Source organism: Nocardia sp. NPDC055053, from assembly GCF_053608285.1.
In genome coordinates, this window is the sequence record NZ_JBSGVD010000001.1 from 242,901 (window position 1) to 258,952 (window position 16,052).

18 protein-coding genes are annotated in these 16,052 nt (G+C 68.2%); 6 read left to right on the forward strand and 12 right to left on the reverse strand.

All coding sequences use genetic code 11. From position 1 onward, the window contains the following. Positions 1-90: 90 nt before the first annotated feature. Positions 91-543: an RDD family protein gene (locus ACWF82_RS00995; RefSeq protein ID WP_452496676.1), complete on the forward strand. Its 453-nt coding sequence runs from the start codon at positions 91-93 to the stop codon at positions 541-543. 9 nt (positions 544-552) lie between these two features. On the opposite strand, the gene ACWF82_RS01000 is transcribed toward ACWF82_RS00995, so the two are convergent. From ACWF82_RS01000 to ACWF82_RS01020, 5 genes are all read right to left on the reverse strand, one after another. Next, positions 553-1,335 (reverse strand): NUMOD3 domain-containing DNA-binding protein, encoded by a 783-nt coding sequence (locus tag ACWF82_RS01000; RefSeq protein WP_452496678.1) that lies wholly within the window; start codon positions 1,333-1,335, stop codon positions 553-555. A 35-nt stretch (positions 1,336-1,370) separates the two neighbouring features. After that, entirely contained in the window at positions 1,371-3,500 is a 2,130-nt protein-coding gene (nrdE, locus tag ACWF82_RS01005; protein ID WP_452496989.1) for a class 1b ribonucleoside-diphosphate reductase subunit alpha, read from the reverse strand. Positions 3,501-3,511: 11 nt separating this feature from the next. Continuing rightward, the gene (gene nrdI / locus ACWF82_RS01010; RefSeq protein ID WP_189027151.1) at positions 3,512-3,982 is read right to left on the reverse strand and encodes a class Ib ribonucleoside-diphosphate reductase assembly flavoprotein NrdI; all 471 of its coding nucleotides are present in this window, start codon (positions 3,980-3,982) and stop codon (positions 3,512-3,514) included. A gap of 23 nt (positions 3,983-4,005) precedes the next feature. Next, positions 4,006-4,239 carry a glutaredoxin-like protein NrdH gene (gene nrdH, locus ACWF82_RS01015; protein ID WP_189027149.1) on the reverse strand — a complete coding sequence of 78 codons (234 nt, stop codon included), beginning with the start codon at positions 4,237-4,239 and terminating at the stop codon, positions 4,006-4,008. Positions 4,240-4,629: 390 nt separating this feature from the next. After that, the gene (locus ACWF82_RS01020; protein WP_452496680.1) at positions 4,630-5,199 is read right to left on the reverse strand and encodes an NAD(P)H-dependent oxidoreductase; all 570 of its coding nucleotides are present in this window, start codon (positions 5,197-5,199) and stop codon (positions 4,630-4,632) included. Between the two features lie 96 nt (positions 5,200-5,295). Between ACWF82_RS01020 and ACWF82_RS01025 the strand changes: the two genes are divergently transcribed. Beyond that, positions 5,296-5,943: a TetR/AcrR family transcriptional regulator gene (locus tag ACWF82_RS01025; protein ID WP_452496682.1), complete on the forward strand. Its 648-nt coding sequence runs from the start codon at positions 5,296-5,298 to the stop codon at positions 5,941-5,943. Between the two features lie 6 nt (positions 5,944-5,949). Then, positions 5,950-6,774, forward strand: a complete 825-nt coding sequence (gene nadE / locus ACWF82_RS01030; RefSeq protein WP_452496684.1) for an ammonia-dependent NAD(+) synthetase — start codon at positions 5,950-5,952, stop codon at positions 6,772-6,774. Here nadE and ACWF82_RS01035 read toward each other — a convergent pair. The 4 genes from ACWF82_RS01035 to moaA all read right to left on the reverse strand — a co-directional run bounded on the left by ACWF82_RS01035 (position 6,771) and on the right by moaA (position 8,855). After that, the gene (locus tag ACWF82_RS01035; protein ID WP_452496686.1) at positions 6,771-7,043 is read right to left on the reverse strand and encodes a hypothetical protein; all 273 of its coding nucleotides are present in this window, start codon (positions 7,041-7,043) and stop codon (positions 6,771-6,773) included. The genes nadE and ACWF82_RS01035 overlap by 4 nt on opposite strands. A 145-nt stretch (positions 7,044-7,188) precedes the next feature. Further along, a complete protein-coding gene (locus ACWF82_RS01040) occupies positions 7,189-7,557 on the reverse strand; it encodes an iron chaperone (protein WP_452496688.1) in 369 nt (122 codons plus the stop codon). A 4-nt stretch (positions 7,558-7,561) separates the two neighbouring features. Beyond that, positions 7,562-7,804, reverse strand: a complete 243-nt coding sequence (locus tag ACWF82_RS01045; RefSeq protein WP_189027138.1) for a MoaD/ThiS family protein — start codon at positions 7,802-7,804, stop codon at positions 7,562-7,564. Then, complete coding sequence (gene moaA, locus ACWF82_RS01050) at positions 7,797-8,855, reverse strand: GTP 3',8-cyclase MoaA (RefSeq protein ID WP_452496689.1); 1,059 nt, start codon at positions 8,853-8,855, stop codon at positions 7,797-7,799. The genes ACWF82_RS01045 and moaA overlap by 8 nt, the downstream gene beginning before the upstream one ends. 142 nt (positions 8,856-8,997) lie before the next feature. Between moaA and ACWF82_RS01055 the strand changes: the two genes are divergently transcribed. From ACWF82_RS01055 to ACWF82_RS01065, 3 genes are read left to right on the forward strand one after another with little or no spacing between them, the layout of a single operon-like run. Continuing rightward, positions 8,998-10,203: a molybdopterin molybdotransferase MoeA gene (locus tag ACWF82_RS01055; RefSeq protein WP_452496691.1), complete on the forward strand. Its 1,206-nt coding sequence runs from the start codon at positions 8,998-9,000 to the stop codon at positions 10,201-10,203. Next, a complete protein-coding gene (moaCB, locus tag ACWF82_RS01060; protein WP_452496693.1) occupies positions 10,200-11,282 on the forward strand; it encodes a bifunctional molybdenum cofactor biosynthesis protein MoaC/MoaB in 1,083 nt (360 codons plus the stop codon). Before ACWF82_RS01055 ends, moaCB begins: the two co-directional genes overlap by 4 nt. Further along, on the forward strand, positions 11,275-11,706 hold the full coding sequence (locus ACWF82_RS01065; protein WP_452496695.1) for a molybdenum cofactor biosynthesis protein MoaE: 432 nt from the start codon (positions 11,275-11,277) through the stop codon (positions 11,704-11,706). Before moaCB ends, ACWF82_RS01065 begins: the two co-directional genes overlap by 8 nt. A gap of 3 nt (positions 11,707-11,709) precedes the next feature. Here ACWF82_RS01065 and ACWF82_RS01070 read toward each other — a convergent pair whose 3' ends face one another. The 3 genes from ACWF82_RS01070 to ACWF82_RS01080 form a co-directional block, all read right to left on the reverse strand. Beyond that, the gene (locus ACWF82_RS01070) at positions 11,710-12,723 is read right to left on the reverse strand and encodes a CobW family GTP-binding protein (RefSeq protein ID WP_452496697.1); all 1,014 of its coding nucleotides are present in this window, start codon (positions 12,721-12,723) and stop codon (positions 11,710-11,712) included. 80 nt (positions 12,724-12,803) lie between these two features. Continuing rightward, on the reverse strand, positions 12,804-15,149 hold the full coding sequence (locus tag ACWF82_RS01075) for an N-acetylmuramoyl-L-alanine amidase (RefSeq protein ID WP_452496699.1): 2,346 nt from the start codon (positions 15,147-15,149) through the stop codon (positions 12,804-12,806). 176 nt (positions 15,150-15,325) lie between these two features. Next, positions 15,326-15,862 (reverse strand): sigma-70 family RNA polymerase sigma factor, encoded by a 537-nt coding sequence (locus ACWF82_RS01080; protein ID WP_452496701.1) that lies wholly within the window; start codon positions 15,860-15,862, stop codon positions 15,326-15,328. Positions 15,863-16,052 lie beyond the last annotated feature (190 nt).

Below are 16,052 nucleotides of genomic sequence, written 5' to 3' on the forward strand. Positions count from 1 at the left end.
CCGGTGGCGGCACCAGGATCCGCCACCGTGACCAGGTCGGCAAGGTCGGCACCGGGTGCTTGTTAAGCGGTGTCGACCACGCTGAGCCACATGACCAATGCAGCACCGCCCCGGCGCTCGGCGAGGAACGGCGGATACGAACGCGACGCCGACGGGCGACTGACATATGTCACACCCGAGACGCGGGAACCAACGCGCCCGAAGGACGAATTCCCGCTCACCGGACGCACTGCCGGCGGCGACGAGACCGGGGTCATCCCCGCCTTCCTCATCGACATGACACTGCACGCCGCGATCGGCGCCACCACCTGGTACCTCGCCCCCGGCGCGACCGCCGTCCTGTACGGCATCGCCGCCTGGCTGGGCGCGTCCTTCCTGCACCGCACAGTCGTCCAACGACTCACCCGCACAACCATCGGCAAGTGCTCCTTCGGCCTCCAGCTCCGCCACGCCGACGGCACCCACCCCACGTTCTGGCAGCTGACCGTCCAATGGTTCCGCGGCGGCTGGTGCTGCTTCGACCTCTTCGGCAGTGTCGGCTGACGATCAGGTTCAGCTATCGGCCTCAGGTTTGGGATCGTTCTGCTTCGCCAGGTCCTCGACGCAGTGCGCACAAGACTGTTTGAATACGCCCTTGTTCGTGTGATGACGCGTGTGCGCGTTGCGTTTACTCGACGGCTTCGGTCTACCCTTCTGAGCGGCAGACATCTTCGCCCGGGTCTCGGGGCTGGCTGTGCGCCCGTAGTTCGGGTTTCCCGCGCCCGTTCTCATCTCCGAAAGACGCCGACGCGATTCCTCCGACATCACACGGCCGAATCCGGGGTGTTCTGGGCCGAACTTCCCAAAGTTGGGATTGGCTTCCCCCTGGTATGTACCTTTGCGTTCGGCCGACCATTTTGCTCGCTGTGAAGCCGAGTGCGTGCGCCCGTGAAACAGATTCTCTTCGCCGAACCGGCTCACACCGGGACGGCCAGTCGACCGGATTCGCGCAGCCTCCCGCATTTCCGCTGTCCAGATCACACCAATAGGCCCGAGTCCACCATCGGCCAGATTGAGCAGCGGCTGGCCTTCTCTCCGCAGATACGCAATCCAATCAATCTCCGCACGTCCCAAGTTATTTAGTCCGTAGACCCAATCGAGGACGTCGGCAATCACATCATCACGATTCTGCTTGCGCAGCCAGTCGTAGAACGGAGTCTTTCGACCTGCGCCGGCTTCCTTGAAGTGCTGGCGAAGCCGTATACGCTCCGACTTTGTTGTCAGCCCGATATAGCGATAGTCATACTCGGTGCGGAGACGAACTCCGTAGATCACACCATCAGTCGGCGTGCCCATCAGACCTCCGCACCGAGTTCGCTACTGCTCAAGAATCACAACATACAGCTGACGCAATTCTCAATTTCAGTCCCCTGCAACGCCATTTGACGCAGCCGGATGTAGTAGAGCGTCTTGATGCCCTTGCGCCAGGCGTAGATCTGGGCCTTGTTGATATCGCGGGTGGTGGCGGTGTCCTTGAAGAACAGGGTCAGGGACAGGCCCTGGTCTACGTGCTGGGTGGCGGCGGCGTAGGTGTCGATGATCTTCTCGTAGCCGATTTCGTAGGCGTCGTCGTAGTACTCGAGGTTGTCGTTGTCGAGGTACGGGGCCGGGTAGTAGACGCGGCCGATCTTGCCTTCCTTGCGGATCTCGATCTTCGACGCCACCGGGTGGATCGAGCTGGTGGAGTGGTTGATGTAGGAGATCGAACCGGTCGGCGGGACGGCCTGCAGGTTCTGGTTGTAGATGCCGAACTCCTGCACCGAGGCCTTCAGCTCACGCCAGTCTTCCTGGGTGGGGATGTGTACGCCCGCGTCGGCGAAGAGCTGGGCGACCTTGTCGGTCTTGGGCTCCCACGCCTGATCGGTGTACTTGTCGAAGTACTCGCCGCTGGCGTACTTGGAGTCGGCGAATCCACCGAAGGCGGTGCCGCGCTCCTTGGCGATCAGGTTCGAGGCCCGGATCGCGTGGTAGACAACGGTGTAGAAGTAGATGTTGGTGAAGTCGACACCTTCTTCGGAGCCGTAGTGGACCCGCTCCCGCGCCAGGTAGCCGTGCAGGTTCATCTGACCGAGGCCGATGGCGTGGGACTCGTTGTTGCCCTGCTCGATCGAGGGCACCGAGTAGATGTGGGTCTGGTCCGAGACGGCGGTCAGCGCGCGGATCGAGGTCTCGATGGTCTGGCCGAAGTCGGGCGAGTCCATCGCCTTGGCGATATTGAGCGAGCCGAGGTTGCAGGAGATGTCCTTGCCGACCTTCGAGTAGGACAGGTCGTCGTTGAACTCCGAGGGGGTCGAGACCTGCAGGATCTCCGAGCACAGGTTCGAGTGGGTGATCTTGCCCTTGACCGGGTTGGCCCGGTTCACCGTGTCCTCGAACATGATGTACGGGTAGCCCGATTCGAACTGCAGCTCGGCGATGGTCTGGAAGAACTCGCGCGCCTTGATCTTCGACTTGCGGATGCGCTTGTCGTCGACCATCTCGTAGTACTTCTCGGTGACGTCGACATCAGCGAACGGCTTGCCGTAGATGCGCTCGACGTCGTACGGCGAGAACAGGTACATGTCCTCGTTCTTCTTCGCCAGCTCGAAGGTGATATCGGGGATCACCACGCCCAGCGAGAGCGTCTTGATGCGGATCTTCTCGTCCGCGTTCTCGCGCTTGGTGTCGAGGAAGCGGTAGATGTCGGGGTGGTGCGCGTGCAGGTACACCGCGCCGGCGCCCTGACGCGCGCCCAGCTGGTTGGCGTAGGAGAACGAGTCCTCCAGCAGCTTCATGATCGGGATGACACCGGAGCTCTGGTTCTCGATCTTCTTGATCGGCGCGCCGTGCTCACGAATGTTGCTCAGCAGCAGGGCGACACCGCCGCCGCGCTTGGACAACTGCAGCGCGGAGTTGATGGAGCGCCCGATGGACTCCATGTTGTCCTCGATGCGCAGCAGGAAGCAGGACACGGGCTCGCCGCGCTGCTTCTTGCCGGAGTTGAGGAAGGTTGGGGTGGCGGGCTGGAAACGACCGTCGATGATCTCGTCGACCAGCTTGCTCGCCAGCACCTCGTCGCCCGCGGCCAGCGTCAGCGCGACCATGACGACGCGGTCCTCGAAACGCTCCAGGTAGCGCTTGCCGTCGAAGGTCTTGAGCGTGTACGAGGTGTAGTACTTGAACGCGCCGAGGAAGGTGGGGAACCGGAACTTCTTGGCGTAGGCCTGCTGGAACAGGGCCTTGATGTACGCGCGGCTGTACTGGTCGAGAACCTCGGTCTCGTAGTAGTTCTCCTTGACCAGGTAGTCCAGCTTCTCGTCCAGGTTGTGGAAGAAGACCGTGTTCTGGTTGACGTGCTGCAAGAAGTACTGGTGCGCGGCCTCGCGGTCCTTGTCGAACTGGATCTCACCGTCGGGGCCGTACAGGTTCAGCATCGCGTTGAGAGCGTGGTAGTCGAGTACCTCGCCCGCGTCGGCGCGCACCGCGGCCTGCTCTAGGCGGGCAGTCTTGCCGGTCGGTGCTGTGGTTGCTGTTGCCAAAACAATCCCAATCCCTCTCGGACGCGCACGACGTCCTCAGCGGTTCCCATGAGTTCGAAGCGATACAGGTACGGCACCCCGCACTTGCGCGAGATGATGTCGCCAGCGGCGCAATAGGTATCGCCGAAGTTCGTGTTGCCGGCCGCGATCACCCCGCGCAGCAGGGCGCGGTTGTGCGGGTCGTTGAGGAACTTGGCGACCTGCCGCGGTACGAGGTCCTTGTCGGACCGTTGCCCACCCATGACGTGCCGACCACCCCCGTAAGTAGGAGTGATCAGCACGTAGGGTTCGTCGACGCGCAGCGAATCAGCGGTGTGCAGTGGTAGCCGAGTAGCCGGGAGGCCCAGCTTCTCGACGAAACGATGAGTGTTCTCCGAAGCGCTGGAGAAGTAGACCAGCCCGCCCGGAGTGATCCGCTCGGGCATGGGCGCCTCCTTCCGGCGAAGTCCTAGGCGGCCGCGACCGCGAGCGACTTGATGCGGTCGGGACGGAAGCCCGACCAGTGATCCTCGCCCGCGACGACGACGGGCGCCTGCAGGTAGCCGAGCGCCATGACGTAGTCGCGCGCCTCGGCGTTCTCGGAGATGTCGATGACGTCGTAGTCCACCCCGGCCTTGTCGAGCGCCTTGTAGGTGGCATTGCACTGGACGCAAGCGGGCTTGGTGTACACGGTGATGGTCATCTAGAGTCCCTCTCTCCTATGCCTGATCCACAGCCTGTGATCCGTATGCAGTGCACGAACGGTGATGCTGCGCAAACTCCTGGATCTGGCGAAGAAAGCCCTGCTCGTAACCCCTTCCCTTGGGCCCGATCAGTGGTGGCTTCACACCGTCTTCCAGTACTGCAGACACTACACCTAGTGGCCGACAGATTGGAACAACACAAGGTGTTGCGAGTCGCACAGATGTAATTCCGACGCGGTAAGTCCCAGGACGCGCGATCGACACGCTGGGAAAACAGTGGCCCAGATCACGATTTTGCATCCCGGCGAGTCTTCAGCAAACCTTCGCAGACAGCGAAGGGGCGTCACATCCGCGATGGATGCGACGCCCCGTTCGAGCCGACCGACAGCTTACGCCGTGACAAGCTCACCGTCAGCAGCGGCAACCAGTTCGTGGACGGTGGCGCCGAGCTGAGTCAGCGCCTCGGCGTCCTGGGCCGGGTGGGTCTGGCCGAAGCGCTCGCCGATGGTGCCGAAGCGCGCTGTAGCCGTCTCCACGACGACGCCGCCCGCGACACCGACAGCCTTGACCGCGTCACCGTGGGCCCACTCGGCCGCCCGCGGGCTGATCGAGGCGCTCACGACGGCGACCGGCTTGCCCTTGATCGCGCCGGCGCCGTACGGGCGCGAGGCCCAGTCGATGGCGTTCTTCAGCACGGCGGGCAGGGTGCCGTTGTATTCGGGGGTGACCAGCAGGACGGCGTCGACCGCGGCGACGGCGTCGCGCAGCGCCTGGGCCTGCGCGGGGACCGAGCCGGGGACATCCAGGTCCTCGTTGTAGAACGGGATCTCGCCGAGACCCTCGTAGATCGCGATCTCGACGCCGTCGGGCGCGGTCTGCACGGCAGCCTCGGCGAGCTGGCGGTTGATCGAGCCCGCGCGCAGGCTTCCGACGAGAGTGAGGATGCGGGTCCCGGCCATGACGACTCCTGGTGTACTCAGTGGGATGATCGAAGTTTCATCCGACAATAACCGGACCCCAGTCCGATTACTTCCCGCGGAGGACGTGTGAGCGGCGTGAGCTACAGCACACCCAGGTCGGACGGGCCGCCGTTGCTGCCGATCGGTCAGCCGCTGCCCGGCAATGCCGAGCCGATCGAGCGCGCCGACGCCGCCCGCAACCGCGCGCTACTGCTCGACGCGGCCCAGCAGCTGGTGCGCGAGCACGGGGTCGCCGGGCTGACGATGGATGCCGTCGCCAAGCGCGCCGGCGTCGGCAAGGGCACCGTCTTCCGCCGGTTCGGCAATCGCACCGGGCTGATGCTGGCCCTGCTCGACCACTCCGAACAGAAGTTCCAGGCGGCGTTCATGTTCGGGCCCGCCCCGCTCGGTCCCGATGCGGGTCCGGTCGAGCGGCTGATCGCGTTCGGGCGGACCCGGCTGCTCGATATAGAGGTCGAGGGCGATCTGCACCGGGCCGCCGAGGAGAAGGGGCGTTTCGGCGGTAGGCCGTACGGCCTGCACAAGGCGCATGTCGTGCTGCTGTTGCGCGCGGCCGGGGTGAGCGGGGAACTCCCGCTGATCGCCGACACGCTGCTGTCCACGCTGTCGGCGGCGCTGGTCATTCACCAGATCGCCATCCTGGGCTACACCCGTGCTCAGATCGGCGACAACTGGGAATGGCTCGTTCGCCGGGTCGTTTCGGCTGCCACACAAGTAGAGTGAGGCCGCATGGGGACACTGCGTGAACAGATCATCGCCGAGTTGGGCGTGCTGCCGGAGATCGAGCCGAAGCAGGAGGTCCGCCGTCGTGTCGACTTCCTCAAGGACTACCTGAACTCCACCCCCGCCGCGGGCTTCGCCCTCGGCATCAGCGGCGGCCAGGACAGTGCGCTCGCGGGCAGGCTGTGCCAGCTCGCCGTCGAGGAGCTGCGCGCCGAGGGCATCGCGGCGAAGTTCCTCGCGGTGCGCCTGCCCTACGGCGTCCAAGCCGACGAACACGATGCCCAGACCGCCCTGAACTTCATCGACCCCGATCGGTCGGTCGTGGTGAACATCCGGCCCGGCGCCGACTCGGTGGCCGCCGAGGTCGCGGGCGCGCTCGATCACGAGCGGCTACGCGATTTCGTGCGCGGCAATATCAAGGCCCGCGAGCGGATGGTCGCCCAGTACGCGCTGGCCGGGCAGGAGAACCTGCTGGTGGTCGGCACCGATCACGCCGCGGAGGCGGTCACCGGGTTCTTCACCAAGTTCGGTGACGGCGGCGTCGACCTGACCCCGCTCACCGGTCTCACCAAGCGCCAGGGCGCTGCCCTGTTGCAGGAACTGGGCGCACCGTCGAGCATCTGGTCCAAGGTCCCCACCGCCGACCTCGAGGACGACCGCCCCGCCCTGCCCGACGAGGAAGCCCTCGGCCTGCGCTACGCCGAAATCGACGACTACCTCGAAGGCAAGGATGTCACGCCCGAGGTCGCCGCCCGCGTCGAGTCGATCTTCACCAACACCCGCCACAAGCGCACCGTCCCGGTGACCCCCCTCGACACCTGGTGGCGCTAGGACGGCATCGCCTCGGCGAACCCGATCACGAAACCCACCACGGCCGCGGCGAGCGTCACCCCGGTCAGGCCGAGCCCGACCAGGTTCCCGCGACGACTCCGCGCCTGCCGGGTCTCGGCGTCGAGGCCCGCTTCCTTCGCCGAGGGCAGGAAGAACAGCACGATCGCGCCGAGGCAGCCCGCCGCCAGTATCCAGGCGAACGGATTGAAGCCGCGCTGGTAGGCCAGCACGCCCATGAGCACCATGATCAAGATCGTCAGTAGAGACACCGCACACGCTTTCTGAATTCCACCGCCCGATCGGGCGGGACGTCGAGCGTATCGGTGTCGCGGACACGGATCCAATTCCGCAGTGAGACAGCACATTTCCGCGCGCTGGCTCGTGAACGGCTCGGTGGAGCCGGCACGATTCGCCTCAGCAGATGACGGCGCCGTCGCCGGAGGCGGTGGCGCGCAAGAGGTCTCGCACCAGGTCGAAGTCGATCTCGGCCGGGTTGCGGAAGCGGAGGCAGCCTTTACCCATGTCGTGGGCTGACAGGCGGTCGTCGAAGGCGGCGCGGACGTCGGAGCGCAGCAGGTAGAAGGAGATGTACTGCTTCTGGCTGGCGAAGGCGATCTCGCCGACGCCGTCGCGTTCATAGACGGGCATGCCGTGGGCCATGACCTCGGTGAAGCCGGGGAGCTCGGCCAGGCAGAGCGCGCGCAGACGGGTCAGGGCCGCGCGGCGGTCGGCGGGGAGATCGGCCAGGTAGGTGGCGACGTCGGGGGCTTTGCTCTGGACCACGTGGCTAGCCGCCCGCGAAGGGGGGCAGGACGTCGACGCGGTCGCGGAGCATGGCCGACGGGTCGCGGGTGAGTTCGTCGCCGATCAGGAACGCGCAGACGCCGACGAGGGAGTCGACCTCGGAGCCGTAGGTGGCGGCGAGGGTGGCGCGCAGATCGGCGACGGTCGCGCCGGGCGGGAGTTCGAGTGATTCGGTGTTCTTGCCGACCGCGTCGGCGATCGCGGCGAAGTAGCGGACCTCAACCACCGATGGCTCCCATCGTGCGTTCCGGGGGGACGAAGCCGGCGGCGTCGATGCCGTGACCAGCCCATTTCTGCCACATCGCGCCGCGCCACAGCTCGGCGACCTCGTCGTCGTCGGCGCCGGCGCGTAACGCGGTCCGCACGTCGAACTCCTGGTCGCTGAACAGGCACGAACGCAGCATGCCGTCGGCGGTGAGCCGGGTGCGGTCGCAGCTGTCGCAGAACTTGCGGGTGACGGTGGCGATGATGCCGACCGTCGCCGGTCCGCCGTCGACCAGCCATTTCTCGGCCGGGGCCGAGGGATCGGCGCGACCGGCCTCGGTGAGGGCGAACCGCTCGCCGAGCACCTCCAGCAGGTCGGCCGCGGTCACCATGTTGGTGCGCGCCCATTCATGGTCGGCGTCGAGCGGCATCTCCTCGATGAACCGCAGCTCGCACTGTTCGGCCAGGCACCACGCGAGCAGGTCCGGCGCACCGGCCAGGTTCTGGCGCATCAGGACCGCGTTCACCTTCACCGGAGCCAGGCCGGCATCGCGGGCGACACGGATGCCGTTGAGCACCGATTCGAGCCGGTCGCGGCGGGTCAGCCGGGTGAAATCGACCCGGTCGACGGTGTCGAGGGAGACATTGACCCGGCTCAGGCCCGCCTTCACGAGGCCGCGCGCGCGGTGTTCGAGGCCGACGCCGTTGGTCGTCATCGCCAGCGGCGTGCCCGGCACGGCCGCGTGACAGCCCGCGATGATCTCCTCGAGCTCGCGGCGCATCAGCGGCTCGCCGCCGGTGAAGCGGACCTCGCGCACGCCGAGTTCGCGCACCGCGAGCGAGACCAGCCGCACGATCTCGTCGGCGCTGAGCAGCTCCTCGCGCGGGATCGGCGGCAGCCCTTCCTCGGGCATGCAATAGGTGCAGCGCAGCGAGCACTTCTCGGTGATGGAGACCCGCAGATCGCGCGCGACCCGGCCGAAGCGGTCGACGAGGAGCGGCGTATCGGGCCGGCCGTCGAGGGAAGGCCGCTCCGATCGCACAGCGGGTATCCCCATTTCGACCAGCGTCATTCCTACAGTATGACTCGTCGAGCCCGGCGCGAACCGTGCGGAGCGCCGATCTGTCACGAAGTCGACAGCTCACCACCCCCGGTCGGACGCTGTGAGCGACGCGGGACGAACTCGCCGGTCGGACGGCGATTAGGCTGGCAGCATGACTCCCCGGCCCGCCACCGCGTCGGCGCGCAGCGTCGACGAGTACCGCGACACCGTCGCCGCGCTGCTGGCCCACCTCGCCGACCGCGCCGATGAACAGGTGCCGGTGCCCGATGCGCTCGGCCGCGTGCTCTCGGCCGATGTGGCCTCACCCATCGACCTCCCGGTGTTCCGGAACTCGGCGATGGACGGATACGCGGTGCGCGCCGCCGATGTCGCCGTCACCCCGGTGACCTTGCCGGTCGCCGGTGTCGTCGCGGCGGGCAAGCCGGGAACGGCGGCATTGCCCGCCGGTTCGGTGCTCAAGGTGATGACGGGTGCGCCGATCCCGCCCGGCGCCGACTGTGTCGTCCCGGTCGAGGACGTGCAGGCGGGCGAGGGCCGGATCGTGGTCGAGCGTGGTCGTGGGCGCGGCGAGTTCGTGCGAGAGGCAGGCACCGATGTGCGCGCCGGTGAGCTGGTCGCCAAGGCGGGCACCGTGCTCGCGCCCCGGCACATCGCCGCGCTGGCGGCCGTCGGCCTGCCGGGTGTGCCGGTGCTGAGCCGATTACGGGCTGTCTGTATCACCACCGGCGACGAACTCCAGCCCGCCGGGGCCGCACTGGCGCCGGGCCAGATCTACAACTCGAACGGGATCGCGCTGGCCGCCGCCTTGCGGGCCGATGGTGTCGAAGTCGTCGAGGTCGCGCACAGCACCGACGATCCGGCGGAGTTCACCGCCGTGCTGCGCGCCGCGGTCGCCGCCGCCGATCTCGTCTTCACCTCCGGCGGGGTGTCCAAGGGCGATTTCGAGGTCGTCAAGGATGTGCTGGAACCGCTCGGCGGCACCTTCGGTTCGGTCGCGGTGCAGCCCGGTGGACCGCAGGGATACACGGTCGTCGACGGTGTGCCCGTGCTGAGTTTCCCCGGGAATCCGGTGAGCACGACGGTGTCCTACTCGGTGTTCGCCCGCGATGTGGTGCGCGCACTGGGTGGTCTGCCCGCACCCGACACCGCCGAGGTGACCTTGCTGACCCCGGTCCGCTCCCCCGCGGGACGCCGTCAGTATCTGCGTGGCCTGGTGACCGGCGACGGCGTCGAGGTCGTCTCGGGCCCCGGCTCCCATCTCATCGCCGGCATGGCCTGGGCCGATGTGCTGGTGGATGTGCCCGCCGAGGTCACCTCGCTGGCCGCGGGTGCCACTGTGCGAATCTTGAAACTATGAGCGAGTTGTCCCACGTCGACCGCGAGGGTCGAGCACGCATGGTCGATGTCAGCGCCAAGGCCGACACCGCCCGGATCGCCGTTGCCGCAGGCGAATTGCAGACCACCGCCGAGGTCGTCGCGCTCGTCCGGGCCGAGGGCATGCCCAAGGCGGACGTGCTGTCGACGGCGCGGCTGGCCGGAATCGCCGGTGCCAAGAAGACTTCCGAGCTGATCCCGCTGTGTCATCAGCTGGCGCTGTCGTCGGTGAAGGTGGAGTTCGGGTTCACCGAGACGACCATCACGGTGGAGGCGACCGCGAAGACCACCGGGCCGACCGGGGTCGAGATGGAGGCGCTGACCGCTGTCGCCGTCGCGGGACTCACGCTGCACGACATGGTCAAGGCCGTTGATCCCGCCGCGGTGATGAACGGGGTGCGGCTGCTCACCAAAGAAGGCGGGAAGCACGGGCATTGGGTGCGGCCGGAGGCGCAGTCCGCGGAGGTGACACCTTCCGGCGAGGCGCTGAGCCGGTTGGCTCAGGTCGACAGTGGATCCGCGCCGGACGCGGGACTCGTCGGCGGCAGCGAGGTGGGTCCGACCGAACACGCTGTCTCCGTGAGTGATGCGCGTTCCGCGGTGGTCGTGGTCGCGTCCACCGGCGCCGCGGCGGGCACCCGCGTCGACACCACCGGACCGGTGCTCGCCGAATGGCTGACAGCACAGGGCTTCTCGGTGCGCGGCCCGCTCGTGTACGCCGATGCCGACATCGCGACCGGCCTGACCGACGCGCTGCTCGGTGGACCCGCGCTGGTGGTCACCACCGGCGGCACCGGCGCCTCACCCACCGATGCCACCCCCGAGGCCACCCGCGCCGTCCTCGACCGCGAACTGCCCGGTGTCGCCGACGCCATCCGGCAGCGTGGCACCGCGAAGTTCCCGCTCGCCGCGCTCAGCCGGGGTGTCGCGGGACTGGCGGGCCACACCGTCGTGGTCAATCTGCCCGGATCGCCGGGCGGGGTGAAGGACGGGATCGCGGTCCTCAAACCACTGTTGGACCATCTGCTCGCGCAAGTAGCCGGAGGCGGCGACCATGAATGACCACGGCGCGGTGCGCCTGACCGCGATCAGCGATCAGGCGCTCGATCCCATCGCCGTCGAAAGTGCCGTCGACGGACCGGAATTCGGCGCTGTCGTCGTCTTCACCGGCAAGGTACGCAATCACGACAGCGGCCAGGCCGTGACCTCGCTGGAGTACTCCGCCCACCCGCAGGCCGAGCGGTTCCTGACTGCCGTCTGCGCCGAAGTCGCCGCCGCGCACGGGCTTCCGGTCGCCGCGACCCATCGCATCGGTTCGCTCACCATCGGCGATCTGGCGATCGTGGTCGCGGTCGCCGCGCCGCATCGGGCCGAGGCGTTCACCGTCTGCGCCGAACTCGTCGACCGGATCAAGCACGAGGTGCCGATCTGGAAACGGCAGCTGTTCGCCGACGGCCTGTCCGAATGGGTCAACGCCTGCGGCTGAGCGTCACTGCGGGGTGTAGCGCCACACGCCGAGCATCGCCTGCTCGTCCATCGGTTCGTCGCCGTCGAAGACGGTGGCGTGCAAGCGATCCAGCGCCGCGTCGGCGTCGAGGCCGGAGCCGATCAGCACCAGATTCGACACCCGTTCCTCGCCGCGCGTCCACGCGCCCGGTGTGAAGACGACATGTCTGCCGACCAGGTGCATCTCGAACTTGCGCCGCTCCCCCGCCACCGCGAAGGCCACGCAGCCTTTGGCGCGGAACAGGCCCGGCGGCGGGTCCTCCAGGAAGGCGATCAATGCTCGGGGGTTCAGCGCGCGCTTGCTGGTGAACGACACCGACACGTAGTCGTCATGCAGGTGCCGGTGGCCGGGGTCGTCGTGATCGTGGTCGTCGAACAGGGAGTCGAAACTCAGCTGCTGGGCCACCTTCGGTGTCTCGAGCTCGCGATCGTCGAACAGCAGTCCGGGGTCGACGCGGCCGTGAGTCGTCGCGTAGACCGGGACCTGGCCCACCCAGCCGGCGATCTGCTCGCGCAGTGCGGCCAGCGCGTCGGCCGATACCCGGTCGGCCTTGTTCACCAGCACCAGATCCGCCAGGCGCAGATGTGTCACCAGCTCGGGATGCTCGGCGCTGGTCTCGCCGAACAGCTCGGCGTCGACGACCTCGACCAATCCGCCGTACCCGATCCGCGGATTCGGGTTGGCCACCACCATCCGGATCAGATTCCGTGGCTCGGCCAGCCCACTGGCCTCCACCACGATCACGTCGACGGCGCTGCGTGGCTGGGCCAGGCGTGCGAACAGGTCGTCGAGCTCGGACACGTCGACCGCGCAGCACACGCAGCCGTTGCCCACCGACACCATCGCGTCGACCTGCCCGGCCACCAGCATCGCGTCGATGTTCACCGCGCCGAAGTCGTTGACCACCACGCCGATCCGGGTGCCCCGGTTGTTGCGCAGCAGCGAGTTGAGCAGGGTCGTCTTCCCCGACCCGAGAAAACCCGCAACGATCACCACAGGAATCACCGTGTCGATTGTGCCGGAACGGTCGAAGCCGCCGGCTCCTGGGCGGAGTCGGCGGCTTCGGATGCGCTCGGTTACTCGCTCGGGCCGAAGACCAGGCCGACGAGGGTGTAGGCCAGGTTGATCAGCTGGCTGGTCATGGCGGTGTTGTCCATGCCGAGGGACTGGGCCAGGGGCATCAGCAGATTCATGACGGTGAGGATCGGGCCGCCGAGGTCGCTGAGGTCGAGTTCGGAATCGGACTCGTTCGGGGCAGTCTGGGGCTTCGGAGCCGCCTGAGGCGTCGGGGTGGGGTTGCGTTTGCGCGGAGTGGTTGTCGACGGCGCCGCGGGAGCGCCCGGCGCGGCGGTGCGCACTTCGGTGCCACCGGGAACCTTCATCTGACCGGCCGACCCGGCAGGCGGCTTCGGGGCCTGCTGCTGGGCGGGAATTTGGTCGGCCCGAGCCGGACCGCCGCCGGGGGCTGTCAGACGGCCACTGGAACCGCTCGGCAGGCGATCGGAGCCGATCGGGTGCTGTACGGGCACCGGGGCGCCGATTGGGGCGTGGGCCGGGATGATTTCTGCTTGCACGGGTGACGGTGTGGTGGTCGGGGTGGGCTCGGCCGCGGGCTGCTGGTTGCCGTTGGGTGGGGTCTGGTTCGGGGTCGTGGGGGGAGACTGCGGGTCGGCGGGGGCCGGCGCCGGAGCTGGGGTGTCGGCGGGGGCAGGGTCGTTGGCGTCAGCCGGAGACGGCGTGTTGGCCGGGGCGTTGGCCGGGGCGGGCGCGTCAGCCGGAACCGGCGCGTTCGCTGGCGCATTGGCCGGGGCAGGGGCGGGCCCGCCAGCTGGAGCGGGCACGTTGTCCGAGCCGGGCGTGTCAGCCGGGGCCGGGGAGTTGGCCGGGGCCGACGCTTTGCCTGGGGCAGGAGCAGCGTCGGCGGGGGCAGGCTCGTCGGCGCCAGCCGGAGACGGCGTGTTGGCCGGGGCCGGGGCGTTGGCCGGGGCGGGCGCGTCAGCCGGAACCGGCGCGTTCGCTGGCGCATTGGCCGGGGCAGGGGCGGGCACGCCAGCTGGAGCGGGCACGTTGTCCGAGCCGGGCGTGTCAGCCGGGGCCGGGGAGTTGGCCGGAGCCGGCGCGTCTGCCGATGCAGGCGGGCTTGCGGGAACCGGCGAGTCAGCCTGAGAGGACGAGTCAGCCGGATCGGACGAGTCAGCCGGATCGGCTGGAGCAGTCTTGCCGGCTGAGGCAGGTCCATGGGCAGGAGCAGGCAAGTTGGCTCGGGCAGGCGCGCCAGCCAGAGGAGACATGTCGGCCGGAGCAGGCCCGGCAGCCTGATCAGGCGCGTTCCCGCCAGCCGGAGCAGGCGCGTTGCCGTTGCCGTCAGTTGGCGCAGTCGAGCCAGGTGCGGTGGCGTCAGCCGGAGCGGGCGATGTCGGCGTTGCGTCGGAACTCTGCGCCGGAGCGGGCGCGTCGGCGGGTGCACCGGAGGGGGTAGGAGTGCCGCTGGACTTGGGAGCCGGGGTGGCGGCCGCGCCGGGTCCGGTGGTCGGTCGTGACGCCACCCCCGGCTCCTGTGTGGGAGTCGCCGCGGGGGCCCGGCCGGGAGTGGCTTTCGAATCCGGCGCGTAGGCGGGCACGGCCGCGCCGATCGCCTTGCCCAGCAGGAAGCCGACCACCCCGGTCGTGATGGCGACGGCGTGCTTCAGCTGTCCTTCGCGCGATTCGAGCAGCGCGGCGTCCTCGGGATTGGCGCCGTTGCCCATCTCCACGAACACCAGCGGCACCTGCGTCAAGGCCGGGCCTGCCACGTCCGCGCGGGTCTGCATGCCGTTGCTGACGCCCGCGTAGGTGGCGGCCGGGAAGCCGGCGGCGAGGTAGGCGTCGCGGACCACGGTCGACGCGGCGCGGCCGGGGCCGGACTGCGCCAGGTCGGCGGCCGAGTCCGGGATGGGCAGCTGCGGCACGATCAGGTGGAAACCGCGGTGGTCGGCGGGCGCACTGTCGGCGTGGATGCTCACCGCGACCACGGCGCCGGACTGGTTGGCGGCGCGCGCGCGATCGTCGACGCACCCGCCCCAGCCTTCGTCGTCGGCGCGGCTGAGCACCACGTCGGCGCCCAGGGCCTGCAGCGACACCTTCACCAGCTCGGCGACATTCCAGTTGATGGTGTGCTCGGGGACGCCGTTGAGCGACGTCATGCCGGTGGTCTGGCAGTCCTTGGTGCCGCCGCGGCCGTTGTCGACCTGGCGACTCAGATTCTCCGCGTGCGCGGACCCCTGGTGACCGGGGTCGAGGAAGATCGTCTTACCTACGAGCTGGTCGCCGGTGGCAGGCTCGGGCGCCGCGGTGGCCGGGCCGGGCGCGAGCCCGGTCAGCGAGATCACGACCGCGGCGGAGACGGTGGAGCAGAGACCGGCCTTGATGATGTTTGGTTGCATGTTCGGTCGGTGCTCCGGAACGGAGCACCCCTCCCTTCCCATTGGTAACACCAAACCCAGTGGTTCACTCTTGCAACGTGGGTAACCACAGAGCAAGCACAGTTACCGAAATGTGACAGGGAGAAAAAGCGAATAAGCGCTGGTCACGCGCCCAGATCACGACCGGAACAGGACGATCAGGCAACCTCGGGCAATTGCCGCAGCGAGCGCAGCGCGTAGTGCACGCGGGTCTTGACGGTGCCGACCGGAACGCCGAAATCCGCTGCCACTTCCCGGTATCCGCGATCGCGCAGGATCACCTCGACCACCGCGGCCCGCTGCGGTTCGGACAGGCGTGCCAGCAGCTGGTCGACGAGCAACCCGTCGACGAGTCCGTCCGCGAAGTCCGGTTTGCCGCAACCCGCGACCTCGGTGATGTCGTCCCAGCCGACGTCACCGGGCCGGGCGGCGCGCGCCCGCACGATGTCGACGACGACATTGCGCTCGATCGCCAGCAGCCAGGTCCGCACACTGCCCTTCCGTGCGTCGAAGTCGCGGCACGAGCGCCAGCCACGCAGCAGGGTCTCCTGCACGGCGTGTTCGGCCAGGCCCGGGTCACCGAGACTGCGCATCGCCCGCCAGTGCAGCAGGCCGCGGTCGGCGGCCAGCACTTCGGCCAGCCCGTCGGTGGTACACAGTCGCGCGCAGTGCGCACCGCAGGAGTTGTCCGTCATATGTGGTTATCGCGCTGCGCGCCGCCGATGACAACGGCGTTAAGCGACTCTTCAGGATCCTGATGGTCTGCCACGCGACACTTTTGTCGCGAGCCCGGCCAGGGCCTGCTCCAGGAGGGGGGAGCAGGGCCCCCGGGCTCGCCCTTTTTCCGGCTTCCGCCGCACCACTCGACACAACCGGTCCCGGGCG

Bases quoted from the DNA above. Each gene is read 5' to 3' on its own strand.
- nadE (WP_452496684.1), top strand. From the start codon at position 5,950: ATGGGGACACTGCGTGAACAGATCATCGCCGAGTTGGGCGTGCTGCCG.
- nrdI (WP_189027151.1), bottom strand. From the start codon at position 3,982: ATGCCCGAGCGGATCACTCCGGGCGGGCTGGTCTACTTCTCCAGCGCT.
- ACWF82_RS01080 (WP_452496701.1), bottom strand. From the start codon at position 15,862: ATGACGGACAACTCCTGCGGTGCGCACTGCGCGCGACTGTGTACCACC.
- ACWF82_RS01055 (WP_452496691.1), top strand. From the start codon at position 8,998: ATGACTCCCCGGCCCGCCACCGCGTCGGCGCGCAGCGTCGACGAGTAC.
- ACWF82_RS01000 (WP_452496678.1), bottom strand. From the start codon at position 1,335: ATGGGCACGCCGACTGATGGTGTGATCTACGGAGTTCGTCTCCGCACC.
- moaA (WP_452496689.1), bottom strand. From the start codon at position 8,855: ATGACGCTGGTCGAAATGGGGATACCCGCTGTGCGATCGGAGCGGCCT.
- ACWF82_RS00995 (WP_452496676.1), top strand. From the start codon at position 91: ATGACCAATGCAGCACCGCCCCGGCGCTCGGCGAGGAACGGCGGATAC.
- moaCB (WP_452496693.1), top strand. From the start codon at position 10,200: ATGAGCGAGTTGTCCCACGTCGACCGCGAGGGTCGAGCACGCATGGTC.
- ACWF82_RS01075 (WP_452496699.1), bottom strand. From the start codon at position 15,149: ATGCAACCAAACATCATCAAGGCCGGTCTCTGCTCCACCGTCTCCGCC.
- nrdH (WP_189027149.1), bottom strand. From the start codon at position 4,239: ATGACCATCACCGTGTACACCAAGCCCGCTTGCGTCCAGTGCAATGCC.
- ACWF82_RS01065 (WP_452496695.1), top strand. From the start codon at position 11,275: ATGAATGACCACGGCGCGGTGCGCCTGACCGCGATCAGCGATCAGGCG.
- ACWF82_RS01020 (WP_452496680.1), bottom strand. From the start codon at position 5,199: ATGGCCGGGACCCGCATCCTCACTCTCGTCGGAAGCCTGCGCGCGGGC.